Source organism: Lentzea sp. DG1S-22 (assembly GCF_036321065.1).
GTDB classification, from domain to species: Bacteria; Actinomycetota; Actinomycetes; order Mycobacteriales; family Pseudonocardiaceae; genus Lentzea; species Lentzea jiangxiensis.
Window position 1 is genome coordinate 2,976,440 of record NZ_CP143276.1, and the last position, 14,928, is coordinate 2,991,367.

At 71.5% G+C, this 14,928-nt stretch carries 12 protein-coding genes; 6 read left to right on the plus strand and 6 right to left on the minus strand.

The window, feature by feature from the left end:
• The first annotated feature begins 46 nt into the window (after window positions 1–46).
• Entirely contained in the window at window positions 47–1,033 is a 987-nt protein-coding gene (locus V1227_RS12875; protein WP_329792742.1) for a response regulator transcription factor, read from the plus strand.
• Between the two features lie 37 nt (window positions 1,034–1,070).
• Here the strand turns inward: V1227_RS12875 and V1227_RS12880 are convergent, their stop codons facing one another.
• Window positions 1,071–1,553, minus strand: coding sequence for a hypothetical protein (locus V1227_RS12880; protein WP_329792743.1), 483 nt, complete (start codon window positions 1,551–1,553; stop codon window positions 1,071–1,073).
• Window positions 1,554–1,577: 24 nt separating this feature from the next.
• Window positions 1,578–1,979 carry a VOC family protein gene (locus tag V1227_RS12885; protein ID WP_329792744.1) on the minus strand — a complete coding sequence of 134 codons (402 nt, stop codon included), beginning with the start codon at window positions 1,977–1,979 and terminating at the stop codon, window positions 1,578–1,580.
• Window positions 1,980–2,081: 102 nt separating this feature from the next.
• Here V1227_RS12885 and V1227_RS12890 point away from each other — a divergent pair, with 102 nt between their 5' ends.
• On the plus strand, window positions 2,082–3,047 hold the full coding sequence (locus V1227_RS12890) for a helix-turn-helix transcriptional regulator (RefSeq protein WP_329792745.1): 966 nt from the start codon (window positions 2,082–2,084) through the stop codon (window positions 3,045–3,047).
• Here V1227_RS12890 and V1227_RS12895 read toward each other — a convergent pair.
• The gene (locus tag V1227_RS12895; protein ID WP_329792746.1) at window positions 3,001–3,663 is read right to left on the minus strand and encodes a Clp protease N-terminal domain-containing protein; all 663 of its coding nucleotides are present in this window, start codon (window positions 3,661–3,663) and stop codon (window positions 3,001–3,003) included. The two genes, V1227_RS12890 and V1227_RS12895, sit on opposite strands and share 47 nt — an antisense overlap.
• A 93-nt stretch (window positions 3,664–3,756) precedes the next feature.
• Here V1227_RS12895 and V1227_RS12900 point away from each other — a divergent pair, with 93 nt between their 5' ends.
• The 3 genes from V1227_RS12900 (at window position 3,757) to V1227_RS12910 (ending at window position 7,735) form a co-directional block, all read left to right on the plus strand.
• Window positions 3,757–5,541, plus strand: a complete 1,785-nt coding sequence (locus V1227_RS12900; RefSeq protein ID WP_329792747.1) for a serine/threonine-protein kinase — start codon at window positions 3,757–3,759, stop codon at window positions 5,539–5,541.
• Window positions 5,542–5,548: 7 nt separating this feature from the next.
• Window positions 5,549–6,286: an SDR family NAD(P)-dependent oxidoreductase gene (locus V1227_RS12905; protein ID WP_329792748.1), complete on the plus strand. Its 738-nt coding sequence runs from the start codon at window positions 5,549–5,551 to the stop codon at window positions 6,284–6,286.
• Window positions 6,287–6,400: 114 nt separating this feature from the next.
• Window positions 6,401–7,735, plus strand: a complete 1,335-nt coding sequence (locus V1227_RS12910; RefSeq protein WP_329792749.1) for a glycosyl hydrolase family 18 protein — start codon at window positions 6,401–6,403, stop codon at window positions 7,733–7,735.
• Here the strand turns inward: V1227_RS12910 and V1227_RS12915 are convergent.
• Window positions 7,628–8,026, minus strand: coding sequence for a DMT family transporter (locus V1227_RS12915; protein ID WP_329792750.1), 399 nt, complete (start codon window positions 8,024–8,026; stop codon window positions 7,628–7,630). The two genes, V1227_RS12910 and V1227_RS12915, sit on opposite strands and share 108 nt — an antisense overlap.
• Window positions 8,026–8,340, minus strand: a complete 315-nt coding sequence (locus tag V1227_RS12920; RefSeq protein WP_236224698.1) for a DMT family transporter — start codon at window positions 8,338–8,340, stop codon at window positions 8,026–8,028. The genes V1227_RS12915 and V1227_RS12920 overlap by 1 nt, the downstream gene beginning before the upstream one ends.
• Window positions 8,341–8,391: 51 nt before the next feature.
• On the opposite strand from V1227_RS12920, the gene V1227_RS12925 reads away from it, so the two are divergent.
• The gene (locus V1227_RS12925) at window positions 8,392–9,264 is read left to right on the plus strand and encodes a 5'-nucleotidase (protein WP_329792751.1); all 873 of its coding nucleotides are present in this window, start codon (window positions 8,392–8,394) and stop codon (window positions 9,262–9,264) included.
• A gap of 187 nt (window positions 9,265–9,451) precedes the next feature.
• Here V1227_RS12925 and V1227_RS12930 read toward each other — a convergent pair whose 3' ends face one another.
• Window positions 9,452–14,917, minus strand: coding sequence for an ATP-binding protein (locus tag V1227_RS12930; RefSeq protein WP_329792752.1), 5,466 nt, complete (start codon window positions 14,915–14,917; stop codon window positions 9,452–9,454).
• Window positions 14,918–14,928: the final 11 nt, after the last annotated feature.

Genomic DNA, 14,928 nt, shown 5'->3' on the forward strand with positions numbered 1-14,928 from the left:
AAACTGGGATCCCCGCCGGGGCCGGCCCGGGCGCATACTGCGAAGCATGTGGGAGGGTCGGGCGCAGGGCGCGCGACGCGACGTCACGGCACTGGCGAGCGCGGGGCTCAACGTCGCGGAACTGCACGCGGCGGCCATCGCGCTGGTGGACCACGTCGTCCCGTGCGAACTCACCTGCTGGGCGTCGATGGACCCGGACTCCGGAGCGTTCAGCACCATGACGAGCGGCGCCAACCGCATCCCGCAGCAGTACGAACCCGTGCTCGCGACGTGCGAGTACACGCCCGGCGAACCGCACACGTTCGCGGCACTGGCCCAGCGCGGCGACACGGTGGCAAGGCTCGAGGACCAGCGGTCGACCCGGCTCAACGAGGTCTGGCGGCCGCTGGGCCTACGGCACGAACTGCGGGCGTTGTTCCGCGCCGACGAGACGTGCTGGGGTGGCGCGGGAATGGTGCGCACCGGCGACTTCAGCGAGCGCGAACTGGAGTTCATGGTCTCCGTGGCTCCCGCTCTCGGCGCCGCCACCCGGGTCGCGGCACGGACGGCGGCCCGGCGGACGGGGACGCCCGCCATCGTCGTCGTCACCGGTGACGGGACGATCCGCGCGTCGACCGCCTCCACGGCGCAGTGGCGCGACGAGCTGGAGGAGGTCGCGCCGGGCCGGTTCGCGGTGATGCTGCGGGCGGCGGCCGCGGGAGCGCGCTCGGGCACGTTCAAGGCGCGGGTCCGCGACGCCCACGGCGGCTGGGTCCTGCTGGAGGCGAGCAGGCTCGTGGGCGACGACGACTTCGACGCGGCCGTGACGATCAGCCGGGCGTCCGGCGCGGACCTGCTGGGGCTGCTGCTCAAGGCGCACGGCGTGACCAGCCGCGAGCAGGACGTCTGCCACGAGGTGCTGGCCGGGCAGCCGACGTCGGAGATCGCGGCACGCCTCACCATCTCGCCGTACACCGTGCAGGACCACCTCAAGTCGCTGTTCGCGAAGTTCGGCGTCCGCAGCCGCGCGGAGCTCGTCGCCAAGCTGTCCTGACCGGCCGCCCCGCCGGAGGTGCTGCCGGGCCGCAGGTTCAGCGAACGGCGCCCTGCGGCCACAGAACCGTGACCGGCACACCGCGCGACCGCGCGTAGGCCACCACGTCGGCCGTGCCGCCGGGGCCGCGTCCCGGCCGGCCGTCCCACACCGCGAGCAGCGAGTCGGACTCGTCGACCATCCGCCGGCCCGCCTCCCTGTAGGCCTCCGGGTCCGGTGTGACGTGCGGGAGCTGGACGACCCGGCCCGCACGCGCGAGCAGGCCGTCGTACACGGGCCGGTACCCCTCCGGCAGCGCCTCGCGGTAGCGCGTGGCCGGCAGCACGGCGACGAGCTCACCCCCGGCGTCCAGCACGGCCTGCGCGAACACCGCGTCCGCGCCGTCGGCAAGGCACGACACGCCCACCACCGCGGTGTCCGAGCCGTCGCGTGCGACGACGGCGCGGATCATCCGGCCGACCTCCTCCTCCAGTTCGGAGGAGAGGCCGCGGTGTCCGGTGATGGCGAGCCGAGTCGTCACCCGTGAAGGATAGGCAGAGCGGTGTCAGCGGCGGTTCCGTTCCGCGATGGCCAGGTAGTGGACGTTGGTCATGACGCCGAGGACGTTGCCGAACGGGTCGACCACCGACGCCGTCACGAACCCCTCGCCCCGCACGCGCGGCTCGTCGTGCGGCTTCGCCCCGAGCTCGCGGAGCCGCTCCAGCGTCGCCTCCAGGTCGTCGACCGCCCAGTACAGGATCTGCCCGCCGGGGGCGTCCGAGGGCGTCACCGCGAACTTCCGGTTCACGATGCCGAGCTCGGCCTGGTAGTCGCCGATCCGGAACTCGACGTAGCCCAGCACGCCGTCGGGGGTGCTCCGCTCGAAGTACGCGTCGACCCCGAGGAACTCCGCGTACCAGTCGCGGGCCTCGGCCAGGTCGTCGGCGAAGTAGGACACGGTCGACATTCCTCGCAACACAACTGCCTCCAGGGAGTTTCGGTCCGTTGCCGGTGAGCTTCGGCCGTAAAGTGCTCATCCACTGAGCACTTTCCGCGGGAATCTGGAGACATGCGCGCAGACCGTCTCGTCGCCACCCTTCTGCTGATGCAGGCCCGCGGCCGGGTGACCGCCGCCGAACTCGCCGAGGAGCTGGAGGTCTCCCGCGCCACCGCGCGCCGCGACCTGGAGGCGCTGTCCGCGGCGGGGGTACCCGTGTACCCCCAACGCGGACGGGGCGGCGGCTGGTCGCTGGTCGGAGGTGCCCGCACGGACCTCAGCGGGCTCACCTCGGCGGAGGCGCGGGCGTTGTTCCTGGTCGCCGGGCCCGCGACGTCCGTCGCACCGGAGATCAGGTCGGCTCTGCGCAAGCTCGTGCGGGCGTTGCCGCGGACCTTCCGCGCCGACGCCCAAGCCGCTGCCGGGGCGACGGTCGTGGACACGGCGGCGTGGGGCGAGGACGCGAAGGACCGGCCGGACCTGGTGGCGGTGCTGCAGGAGGCCGTGGTGCGGCAGGTGCGGGTCCGGCTGACCTACCGCAAGCGGGGCGAGGCACCCCGAGGCCGCGTGGTCGACCCGTGGGGGCTCGTCGACAAGGACGGCACCTGGTACTTCGTCGCCGGCACGGACGACGGGCAGCGCACGTTCCGGCTCGACCGGGTTCTCGGCGCCTCCCTCACCGGCACCCCCGCGTCCCGGCCCGCCGGCTTCGACCTGGCGGGCGCCTGGGACGAGGTGGTCACCACCGTGGAGCGCAAGCGGTCGGAGACGACGGCGGTCGTGCTGGTACCCACGCGGTTCCTGGAGATCTTCCGGCACCAGCACGGCCGCCACTGCACCGTCGTCGAAGAACGGGGCGAGCACGCGAAGGTCGAGCTGACGGCGCCACGCCCGCTGGACATCGCGCGCAACGTCGCGGGCTGGGGCGGCCTGGTCACGGTCGAGTCGCCCGAGGTCGAGGAGCACCTGGCGCGCATCGGCGCCGAGCTCGTCAGCCGATACCCGCGTGCCGCTCCAGCCGAGCCAGCCGAGTCATGATCATCTCCAGGACCTGGGCCGGGTCCGGTGCCGCCTTGCGCTGCTTCTGCAGGTGCGCGATGCCCGCGAGCGCCGTCTGCACCGCCCGGCGCGCGCTCTTGATGTCCACGCCCAGCCGCCGCAGCTCCTCGCCGCCCCCGCCGTCCGGTTCGGCGACGATGCCGAGCAGCAGGTGCTCGCAGCCCACGTAGTTGTGCCCCAGCGCGATCGACTCGACGACCGCGAGCTCCAGCGCGGACGCCGCGTCGTCGGCGAACCCCGGCCCGTCACCGGTGCTCGCGGGAGCGGACGACAGCGAGCCGGGGTCGATGTCGAGCGCCCGGAGCACTTCCAGGGCGAGGTTCGCGCCTTCGGAGACCATGCCGGCCAGCAGGTGCGCCGTGCCGATCTTCGAGCCCCGCGCGCTCCCGGCGGCGTTCTCGAGCGCCTTCCACGCCCGCTCGGTGAACTGCGGGGGTCTGTCGCTTGCGAGATCCTCGAACGTGAGTGCGCGGATCGCGGTGATCCGCTTGACCGAACCTTCGAGTGCCCGTTGGCAGATCGCCGACACGGGGATGTTCATGTCCTTCACGGATTCCGCCAGGTCATCGGGGAGGTACACGTTGATTTTTGGCATAACCCCATTAGTACCCCCATATGGGGTTATGGTCAACGGCGAACGCGGCAACCGTCACACTTGTGAGTGATCAGAGGGGACGGGAGCACCCGCGTGGAGGAGAGCAGCAGGCTCATCGGTAGCCGCTACCAGCTGAAGAAGAAGATCGGCCAGGGCGCGATGGGAGTCGTCTGGCAGGCCTATGACGAGCAACTCCAGCGCGTGGTCGCGGCGAAGGAACTGCTCGCGCTGGACGGTGTCGACGACGCCAGGGTCGAGCGCGCGAAGGTCAGGGCGATGCGCGAGGCCCGGCTGGCGGCACGACTGGAGCACCCGAACGCCATCCGCGTCTACGACGTCGTGGAGGACGACGGGCGCCCCTGGCTGATCATGGAGTACCTGCCGTCGCGCAGCCTCGCCGCCGTCATCGCCGAGCAGGGCACCCTGCCGCCGCGCGAGGTGGCCCGCATCGGCTGCTACACCGCCGCCGCGCTGGCCGCCGCGCACCGCCACGGCATCCAGCACCGCGACGTGAAGCCCGGCAACGTCCTGATCGGCGACCAGGAGGTCAAGATCACGGACTTCGGCATCTCGCGCGCCACCGGCGAGGACGCCACGGCCACCGCGACCGGCACCGTCGGCACACCCGCGTTCTTCTCCCCCGAGGTCGCCCGCGGCGAGGACACCGGTCTGGCCTCCGACGTCTTCTCGCTCGGCGCGACGCTCTACAACGCCGTCGAGGGCAACCCGCCCTTCGGCACCGCGGACAACCACCTCGCGATGCTGCACCGCGTCGCCGGCGGCGCGATCATGCCGCCCGCCAACGCCGGTCCGCTGCTCGCGCCCGTGCTGTTCCGGCTGATGGCCAACGAACCCGAGCGCCGGCCGACCATGCAGGAGGCCGTCCACCTGCTGGCCGCGGTCGTCAACGAGACGCCGCAGGCCTCCGAGGCGACGGTGGTCATCCCGTCGACCGTGCAGCTGCCGGTCGAGGCCCAGCCCGAGGGGAAGGCGAAGCAGGATGCCGGTGCCGCGGCGGCCGGGCTGGTCGCGGGTGCGGCGGCGAGCGAGGCGGCCGGACTGACGGCCCCCAAGCCCGAGGCCGCCGAGGCGACTCCCCAGGCGACCCCCGAGCCGGAGCCGGAGCCGGAGCCCGAAGCGGTACCGGAACCCGAGCCATTGCCGGCACCGGAACCCGAGCCGCAGGCGGCACCGCAGCCCGCGCCCGAACCCGAGCCGAAGCCCACCGTCGTCCAGGCGGCCGTGCCGAGCGCCGCGGCCGCCGAGACGCCCCCGCCCGCGCCTCCCGCCGAGGACGAGAACCGCCGCAGGTTCCCGCTCGTCCCCATCGCGATCGTCCTGCTGGTGATCGCGGTCGGCGTCGGCTCGTTCCTGTTGTGGCCCAAGGGCGACGGCGGCCAGAACGCCCAGGCTCCGACGAGCGGCCCGCAGTCGACGGGAACGCAGGCCCAGCCGACGACCGGGGAGACCCAGTCGCAGTCGCAGCCGCCCGCGGAGACCAGCCAGACGCCACCGGCCGGCTCGCAGACGCCCCCGCCGCAAAACACCCCGAGCCAGCCCCCGCAGCCGCCCGCCGGACCGGCCAACGCCCAGGAGGCGCTCACCTCCTACTACGCGTTGCTGCCCGGCGACCTGCCGACGGGCTGGACGTTGCTCACCGACTCGTTCAAGGCGGGACGCGGGCTGACCTGGGAGGGCTACCAGTCGTTCTGGCGCAATTACACCTCGGTGCAGCTCTCGAACTTCGTGCCGCAGGGTCCCAACGCCGTCACGGCGACGCTGCAGTACCTGCAGGGCCAGAACGTCGTCCTGACCGAGACGCACACGTTCACGTTCGTGCAGCAGAACGGCAAGTGGCTGATCAACAGTCAGGCATGATCTCCCCATGACCCGACGCGCACTCGTCACCGGAGCCTCCCGCGGCATCGGCGCCGCCATCGCCCACGCGCTCGCGAGCGGTGGCCACCGCGTCGCCGTCCACTACCGCTCCGGCGCGGACGAGGCGCGGGCGGTGGCGGCAGCGCTGGACGGAGACGGCCACGTCACCGTCCAGGGCGACCTGGGCGCTGACCAGGCGGGGCAGGTCGTGGCCGAGACCGTCGAGAAGCTCGGCGGTCTCGACGTCCTGGTCAACAACGCGGGCATCTACTTCCACCACCCCATCGGCACCACGAGCTTCGAGGAGTGGCAGCAGGCCTGGCGCCGCACGGTCGAGCTCAACCTGTACGGACCGGCCGATCTCGCCTGGCACGCCGTGCGGCACATGCAGCCCGGTGGTCGCATCATCAACGTCGGCTCCCGGGGCGCCTTCCGCGGCGAACCGGACGCCCCGGCGTACGGCGCGGCCAAGGCCGGTCTGCACGCGATGACCCAGTCGCTGGCCCAGTCCCTCGCCCCGAAGGGCATCGCGGTCGCGGGCGTCGCGCCGGGGTTCGTGCGCACCGAGATGGTCACCGACCTGCTCGACAGCCCGGCGGGCGACGAGATCCGCGCGCAGAGCCCGTTCGGGCGCGTCGCCGAGCCCGAGGAGGTCGCCGCGGCCGTCGCGTGGCTCGCCACCGAGCACGCGGTCTGGGCCAGCGGCACGATCATGGATGTGAACGGGGCCTCCTACCTGCGGTGACGTCTCGCAGGTCCGACCGGAACGAGTTCCGGTCCCGAGTCGATCTTCCGGCAACCGGTCTAGACCACTAACGTCCGCGGTGGGCGCTCGACGAAGTGGAAGGCCACCCCTGCAATGCGTTCACTCCGCTCCCGCCTCGGTGCCGCCGGCCTCGCGCTGGCCGCCGCCGCGGCGACCCTGACCGTCATGGCGCCTGCCGCGCAGGCCGCCTACCCCGCCGGGTTCAAAAGCGTCGGCTACATGCCGTCGTGGTCCGGCAACGTCAGCACGCTCCCCTACAACAAGCTGACGCACATCAACTACTCGTTCGTGCTGCCGAACGCCAACGGCACGCTCCAAGGAGTGCCGGACCCCGCCAAGCTGCAGCAACTGGTGAGCCTCGGCCACCAGAACGGCGTCAAGGTCTCGATCGCCGTCGGCGGCTGGAACGACGGCAACGACGACAACTTCGAGATCCTCGCGGCCAGCGCCAACGGCCGCACGACGTTCGTCAACGCGTTGATCAACCTCGTCAACCAGTACAACCTCGACGGCGTCGACATGGACTGGGAGTACCCGGACCCGGGCGTCGAGGGCGACAACTACACGCTGCTGATGCGCCAGCTCGGCGACCAGCTGCACAGCCGGGGCAAGCTGCTGACCGCGGCCGTCATCTCCGAGGGCGGCACGGCGAACGGCGTGCAGCCCGCGGTGTTCGGCATCGTCGACTGGCTGAACATCATGGCCTACGACGGCGGCAGCCCGCACGCGAACTACGACTGGTCGATCGCGTCGGTCAACTTCTGGAAGAACCGGGGGCTGCCCGCGAGCAAGGCGGTCCTCGGCGTGCCGTTCTACAGCCGGCCGACCTACATCTCCTACCGCGACCTCGTCGCGCAGGACCCGGCCAACGCCAACCGCGACACCTACAACGGCAACTCCTACAACGGCCTGCCGACGATCCGGCGCAAGACCCAGTGGGCGCTGGCCAACGCGGGCGGCATCATGAACTGGGAACTGTCCCAGGACACCACCGGCAGCACCAGCCTGCTCAACGCCATCTGGGAGACCGCCGGCGGCGGCACCCAGCAGCCCACCGGCGGCACCATCACCGGTTTCGGCGGCAAGTGCGTGGACGTGGCCGCGGCGAGCTCCGCCAACGGCAGCGCGGTGCAGCTCTACACGTGCAACCGCACCAACGCGCAGCAGTGGACGCGCAACGGCAACACCCTGCGCGCCCTGGGCAAGTGCCTCGACGCGTCCGGTACCGCCAACGGCTCCGTGACGCAGCTGTGGGACTGCACGGGTGCGGGCAACCAGCAGTGGACCTTCGAGTCGAACGGCCAGCTGCGCAACGCGGCGTCAGGAAGGTGTCTCGACGCCACCGGGAACAGCTCCGCCGACGGCACCAGGCTCCAGCTCTGGGACTGCGCCGGCACCGCCAACCAGCGGTGGACGATCAACGCCTGACTTCAGGAACTTCAGACCGATGACGCAGCCGATGATCCCGGCGAGGAACACGATCTTCCACGCGGAGACCGGTTCCTCACCGGTGATCATCGCCCACGTCACCGTCAGGGCCGCACCGACGCCGACCCACACGGCGTACGCGGTGCCGACCGGAATCCGTTTCATGCCCACGGAAAGCCCGACCATGCTCAGCGTGGCGGCCACCACGAAGAGCACGTAGGCCCCCTGGGACAGCGCCGTCGCCCACACGGCTTCGAGCACGGCGCTCGCCAGCAACACGGCCCAGTGCATCAGCTCACCACCTTCAGGCCCGCGACGCAGCCGATCAGCGCGACCAGCAGCAGCGCCCGCGCCACCCCGAGCTTCTCCTCACCGCGCAGCACCGCGACGAGCACCGTGAGCACGGCCCCCACGCCGACCCACACCGCGTACGCCGTGCCGACCGGGATCCCCCGCATCGCCCACGCGAGACCGACGACGCTCAGCGTCATCGACACGGCGAACACCACCACCGGCCAAGGCCTGCGGAACCCGCGCGACGCCGCGAGCGCCGTCGCCCACACCGCCTCCAGCACGCCGGAGGCCACCAGCACCACCCAGTACATTGGTACGATCGTACCAGAAACGCTCCCGCGTGGCCGCTACGATCCCGTGCTGTGGCTCCCAGCCTGGAGAACCTGCTGGTCGTAGGCGTCGCGTCGAGCGCCCTGTTCGACCTGTCCTCCTCCGACGCCGTCTTCCACGCCGAGGGCGAGCAGGCCTACCGCGCCTACCAGGAGGCGCACCTGGACGACCCGTTCGCGCCGGGCGTCGCGTTCCCGTTCCTGCGCAGACTGCTGCGGCTCAACGCGTCGGGACCGCTCGTCGAGGTCATCGTGCTGTCGCGCAACTCCCCCGACACCGGCCTGCGCATCCTGCGGTCGGCGGCCCACCACGGCCTCACGATCACCCGCGCGATCTTCACCGAGGGCCGCGCGCCGCACGAGTTCATGCCGGCGCTGAACATGTCGCTGTTCCTGTCCGCCAACGAGAACGACGTCCGGAAAGCGACGCTGGCCGGCATGCCCGCGGGCCAGGTCCTCAAGTCCTCGTTCCAGGACGACGATGATCCCGCGCTGCGCATCGCGTTCGACTTCGACGGCGTCCTGGCCGACGACGCCTCCGAGCGCATCTACCAAAGCGGCGGCCTCGACCACTTCCAGCGGCACGAGGCCACGAACGTCGTCACCCCGCTCGACCCCGGCCCGCTGCGCGACTTCCTGGCCGGCGTGAACCGCGTCCAGCGCCAGGCCGAGTCCCGGATCCGCGTGTCGGTGGTGACCGCCCGCTCCGCGCCCGCGCACGAGCGCGCGATCAACAGCCTCAAGGCCTGGGGACTGACGGTGAACGACGCGTTCTTCCTGGGAGGACTCGAGAAAGCCCCGATCCTCGACGTGTTGAGGCCGCACATCTTCTTCGACGACCAGCGCGGCCATCTCACCCAGACAGTGCCGTGCGTGCACATCCCGTTCGGCATCGCCAACGAGTGATCAGCGGTGCCACCACCGCTTCGGCTTTCCCGGCGCCCGCACCGGGTCCAGCCCCTGCCCTCCAGCCACGTCACGCTTTCGGCGTCGGTCGTGGTGTTCACCGGGAGCGCCACGATCCGCGGATCGCCGTCGCAGGGAAGAAAAGGCCCGGCCATCCGAAGACGACCGGGCCTGATCCTGAGCGGGCCTACCTCGTGAGACCGTCCTCGATCGCCTTGATGATCGCCGGCCGCAGCTCCGCCGCCGTGATGATCGCGTCGACCGCGCCGACCTCCACCGCGCGCTGCACGCTGTGCACGCGGTCGAACTCGGCGGCCATCTCGTTGAGCTTCTCCGTCCGCACCGACTGCCGCGTGGACGACAGCTCGGCGGTCAGCGCGGCGCGCTCGGCACCGGATGCCTCGGCCACGGCGGACTCCAGCTTCTTCACGCGCGGGTCGTTGGCCGTGCGGCCGTCGACCTCGCGGGCGAACACCACGGCCGCGGCGGGTGCGCCGCCGATGACCGAGGCGAAGGAGCCCTCGACCGCGAGCACGGTCATGGACGGGTTCAGGGCCTTCGAGAAGACCACGAACGCGCCGCCGTGGTAGCGCGAGATCACGGTGAAGACGATCGGGCCGCGGAAGTTGACGATCGCGCGGCCGATCTCGGCGCCGTACTCGAGCTGCAGCTCCCGCATCGACTCCGGTGAGCCGTCGAAGCCGGACAGGTTCGCGAGCACCACCAGCGGGCGGTTGCCCGAGGCCGCGTTGATCGCGCGGGCCGCCTTCTTCGACGACTTCGGGAACAACGTGCCGGCGGTGTAGGTGTCCGGGCCGTCGGTGGGCGGGAAGCCGGTGCGGGCCACGCCACGCGACTCGATGCCCAGCAGCGTCACCGGGATGCCGCCGAGGTGCACGTCCTGCACGACGGCGGTGTCGGCGTCGGCCATGCCCGCCCAGCGCTCCAGCACGTCGTGGTCCTGGTCGGACAGGGCGCGCATCACCGTGCGGATGTCGAACGGCTTCTTGCGGTCCGGGTTCGCCTCGGTCGAGAAGATCTCGCCGACCGTGGTGAACGGGCTGTCGCCGACGACGTGCGGGTACGACGAGACGTCCCGGGACACGGGGTCCGACGTGGCGACGCGGCGCGGACCGGCCTCACCGGGGGCGATGTAGCTGTGCTCGTAGTGCGCCAGCAGCACGTCGAACGCCGACCGCAGGTCCGGGGCCCAGTACTGCGCCTGGCCGTTCGGGCCCATGACGCGGTCGTAGCCGCCGATGCCGTAGTTGTCCTCGGCCGAGACGCCGCCGGAGAAGTCGAGCGCCTGCTTGCCGGTCAGCACCATCGCCGAGTCCGGCGTCATGACCAGGATGCCCTTGGTGTGCATGAGCATCGTGGCCTCGGCGTTCCAGTACGGCTGGGCGCCGACGTTGATGCCGTTGACGACGACGTTGATCTCGCCGCCGTCCTGCGTGAACTCGACGATCCGCTTGAGCGCCGCGGCCACCCAGTCCATGTTCTCGACACCGGAGCTCATCGAGATCTTCGCGCCGGACGACAGGGAGAACCACTCCAGCGGAACGGAGAGCTCCGACGCCAGGTCCAGGGCGTGGATCACCCGCGAGCACTCGGGCTCGGCCAGCGCGCCCAGCGACTTGGTCGGGTCGCCCAGCAGCACCACGCGCTTCATGCCCTCGGGGTACGCGGGCGTCGGCGTGGTCACCACACCGACGACGATGCCGGCCTTGTTGCCACCGCGCGGGCGGTCGACCGGCACCAGCGCGCCGTCGACGAGGTCGTGCTCGACGAACGAGCCGCCGTCGCCGACGAGCATGTCGACCAGCTCGTACGGGTAGATCGTGCCGCGCGACTGGGCGCGCAGGACGTTCTGCCGGTAGTCGTCGAGCGGCTGGATCGGGGTGGTCGGCGGCTGCACGAACGAGAACCGCACGCCCGAGCCGGCGTCCTGGGCGATCCGCACGCCGACGTCGCTGAGCTCGCCGGACACGGGGTCCTTGCGGCGCGCCAGGAACAGCACCTCCTCGAGGTCGAGGCCCGTGGTCGTCGGCAGCACGCGCTGGCCGATCGCGTCCAGGTCCTTCGACGACAGGTCGGTGGGCGGCCACGCGTAGAGCACCACGCGGTTCGTCGCGAGACGGGTGCGGCCACCGGACTGCGCACGGGCGCGGCGGATGCCGTCGAGGCACGTGGCCAGCACGTCCTCCGCGGCGGGCAGGGCGACGATCCGGCCCTCGTCGTCGCGCAGCGGCGTCAGGTCGCGGACCTGGCCGAGCGCGACGAGGCGCTCGTCGGACTTGTTCGCCTTGGCCACCGCGCGGAACAGGTACACGTCCTCGTCCACCGAGGACAGGCGGGTGAGGTCGAACTCGCGCAGGCGTTCGAGCTGCATGCGTTCGGCGATGCGCGGGTGGAGCCCGCGCACCAGCCTCTCCTCCGCGAACCCGCCGGACGACGGGCGGAACGTGAAGTGGTGGTGCATCGACTCGCCGCGGCGGCCCGCGACCGTGGTGGTGATGCGGGTGATCGTCGGCGGCAGCTGGTGCGCGGCCAGTGCCGCACCGAGCCCGGCGGCCATCTCGTCCTGGTCGGACGGACCGTCGGCCCAGTTCACGTAGAGGTCGGCGACGACGGCGCTGCCCTCACCGTGCTTGACGACGTCACCGATGGCGTCGGTCAGCGACGGGAACTCCACCGCGGTCGTGATGAGCCGGGTCTGCTCCGGTTCGTTCTCCGCGATGAAGAACGAACCGCTGACGCGCGGGTTCTCCAGCGCCTTCTTGGTGTAGTAGCGGCGGGCCAGCACCTCGAGCAGCGGGGTGTTGTCGGCGCCGGGCTTGCCGATGCGCTGGCCGAGCAGGCGCACCAGCGGTTCGGCCGACGCGACCATGGCGACGATCCGCTCCTCGCGGTCGGCGGCCCGCGGGTGCGCGTCGAGGTGGATCAGGTGCTTGCGGACCTCGCTGTGCACGCGGGCGCGGTTGCGGCGCACCAGCGGCTGCGCGAACCACGTGAACACGACGCTGCGGGCGAGGTCGGCGACCGCCGGGTAGCGGACCTGCGTCGCGGCGACGATGCGCTCCAGCACCAGGCCGACGCGCACCCGCTCGGACTCGACCGGCGGCGCCTCCTCGACCCACAGGCGCAGCAGGGCCGTCGCGACGGCCGCGTCGAACACACCGCGACGCTGCGCCACGAAGATGCGGAAGACCGCCTGCTCCAGCTGCGGCGTGCGGTCCAGCTCGGTGATGCCGTAGTGGCCCATCACGTTCGTCAGCTTGGCGCGGAAGCTCTCCGGCAGCGCCGCGCGGTCCGCGTCGAGCGTCTTCAGGTAGGTGTGGAAGTGCTCGCGCGGGGAGTGGATGTGGTTCTCGGGCTTGCTCTCCTCGCCCGCGGGACGGTTGCGCGAGAGGTCGCACAGGTCGGCGAAGATGCCGAGCAGCTGCGCCTCCGCGACGAGCGGCCGTTCCTTCAGGTCCTTCCGCGCGCGCAGGTAGTCGGTCAGCACGCGGTCGGTGTCCGCGGCCGTGGTGTCGAAGCCCAGCAGCAACGCCCGCAGGTCGTCCTGACCGCGTGCGGCGAGCTCCTCGGGACGGACGTCCGTGCGCGGGGCCGGCAGCTCCAGCTCGACCGACGACTCGGACTTCGCCACGTCGGCGGCGCCGGAGGAGTCCTCGACCTCCTCGAGCTTCAGCAACGCGCCACCGGCGGGCACCTGCGTGCCGACGACGACGTTGAGCTCCTTCAGGCGGGCGCGGAACGGCGCGCGCAGCACCGTCTCCATCTTCATCGCCTCGAGCACCAGGACCGGGGCACCGGCCTCGACCTCGGCACCGACCGCGAGCGGCGTGGCGACGACCAGCGCCGGCATGGGCGAGCGCAGGACGCCGCCCTCGTCGCGGGTGACGCGGTGCGTGACGCCGTCGACCTCGACCTGGTGGACCGGGCCGTGCGTGCCGGTGACGACGCGGAACCGCGTGCCGTTGACGGTGATCTGGCCGACGTGGTGGTCGAAGCGCTCGACGTCGACGTCACCGGTCAGCACGGTGTCGGAGTCCGCCGCGCACACGCCGACGCGGTACTTCGCGGGACCGACGCGGGCGACGTTCACGACGTAGGGCTGGCCGCGCAGCACGAACTCCAGCTTGCGCGCGCCCTCGTGGTTCGTGCGCGGCTGGCCGCCGCGGGCGGACGCCAGCAGCTCGGAGCGGTTGATCTGCTCCTCGTCCTCGTAGACCTCGATGCCGGCCGCGGCCAGCGCGATCGCGGAGTGGCGGTGCGAGACCAGGCCGCCGTCGGCGCGGACGCGGTCGATCCACGAGGTGTCGGCGGAGCCGTCGATCACGGCGGGCTCGTCGAGCAGGTCGAGCACGAAGCTCTTGTTGGTCGTGCCGCCCTCGATGATGACCGTGGTCTCGGCCATCGCGCGGCGCAGCTTGCCGAGCGCCTCGTCGCGGTCGCGGCCGTACGCGATGATCTTGGCGATCATCGAGTCGAAGTCGGCGGGGATCTGCGAGCCCTCGGCGACACCGGTGTCGACGCGGATGCCGGGGCCCGCGGGCAGCTCCAGACGAACGATCGTGCCGGGGCACGGCGCGAAGTCGCGGTCCGGGTCCTCGGCGTTCAGGCGTGCCTCGACGGCGTGGCCCTGCTCGACGGGCTTGGCGCCTTCGAGCTTGCCGCCACCGGCGACGTGCAGCTGCGCCTTGACGAGGTCGAACCCCGTGGTGATCTCGGTGATCGGGTGCTCGACCTGCAGGCGGGTGTTGACCTCGAGGAACGCGAAGAGCTTCTCACCGGGGTGGTAGAGGAACTCGACGGTGCACGCGCCGCGGTAGCCCACCGCGTTCGCGAGCCGCTCGGCCGAGGCCTTCAGCTCGTCGACCTGGTGCTGCTCCAGCACGCAGGAGGCCGACTCCTCGATGATCTTCTGGTTGCGCCGCTGCACCGAGCAGTCGCGGACGCCGAGCGCCCACGCCGTGCCCTGGCCGTCGGCGATGACCTGCACCTCGACGTGCCGGGCGCCGGTGACGAGGCGCTCCAGGAACATCACGCCGGAGCCGAACGCGCGTTCGGCCTCCAGGCTGGTGCGCTCGAAGTTCTCCTCCATCTCCTCGGGGGAGGTGATCTTGCGGATGCCGCGGCCACCACCACCGGCGGTCGCCTTCAGCATCAGCGGGTAGGTGACCTCCTCGGCCACCTCGAGCGCGCGCTCGAGGTTCTCGACGGCGCCACGGCTCCACGGCGCGACGGGAACGCCGACCTCCTCGGCGATCAGCTTCGAGCCGATCTTGTCACCGAGCTTGCGCATGGCCTCGGCGGACGGCCCGACGAAGGTGACCCCGACCTTCTCGCACAGCTCGGCGAACTCGGGGATCTCGGCGACGAAGCCCCAGCCGACCCACGCGGCGTCGGCCTTCGTCTCGACGAGGGCCTTCTCCAGCACCTGGAGGTTCAGGTACGGGCGGTCGGCCGCCAAGCCGAGGTTGTAGGCGAGGTCGGCTTCCCTCACGAAGGGCGCCGACTTGTCGACATCGGTGTACAGGGCGACGGTCTCGATCCGTTCCCCTGACTCGGCGGCGAGTTCACGGACGGCGTGGATCAGCCGCATTGCGGCTTCCCCGCGGTTGACGATCGCTACACGACTGAACAACGACTTCTCTC

What these genes read in the sequence shown, in the direction of transcription:
- V1227_RS12875 (WP_329792742.1), top strand. Translation starts at nt 47, where the DNA reads ATGTGGGAGGGTCGGGCGCAGGGCGCGCGACGCGACGTCACGGCACTG.
- V1227_RS12885 (WP_329792744.1), bottom strand. Translation starts at nt 1,979, where the DNA reads ATGTCGACCGTGTCCTACTTCGCCGACGACCTGGCCGAGGCCCGCGAC.
- V1227_RS12890 (WP_329792745.1), top strand. Translation starts at nt 2,082, where the DNA reads ATGCGCGCAGACCGTCTCGTCGCCACCCTTCTGCTGATGCAGGCCCGC.
- V1227_RS12895 (WP_329792746.1), bottom strand. Translation starts at nt 3,663, where the DNA reads ATGCCAAAAATCAACGTGTACCTCCCCGATGACCTGGCGGAATCCGTG.
- V1227_RS12905 (WP_329792748.1), top strand. Translation starts at nt 5,549, where the DNA reads ATGACCCGACGCGCACTCGTCACCGGAGCCTCCCGCGGCATCGGCGCC.
- V1227_RS12910 (WP_329792749.1), top strand. Translation starts at nt 6,401, where the DNA reads ATGCGTTCACTCCGCTCCCGCCTCGGTGCCGCCGGCCTCGCGCTGGCC.
- V1227_RS12915 (WP_329792750.1), bottom strand. Translation starts at nt 8,026, where the DNA reads ATGCACTGGGCCGTGTTGCTGGCGAGCGCCGTGCTCGAAGCCGTGTGG.
- V1227_RS12920 (WP_236224698.1), bottom strand. Translation starts at nt 8,340, where the DNA reads ATGTACTGGGTGGTGCTGGTGGCCTCCGGCGTGCTGGAGGCGGTGTGG.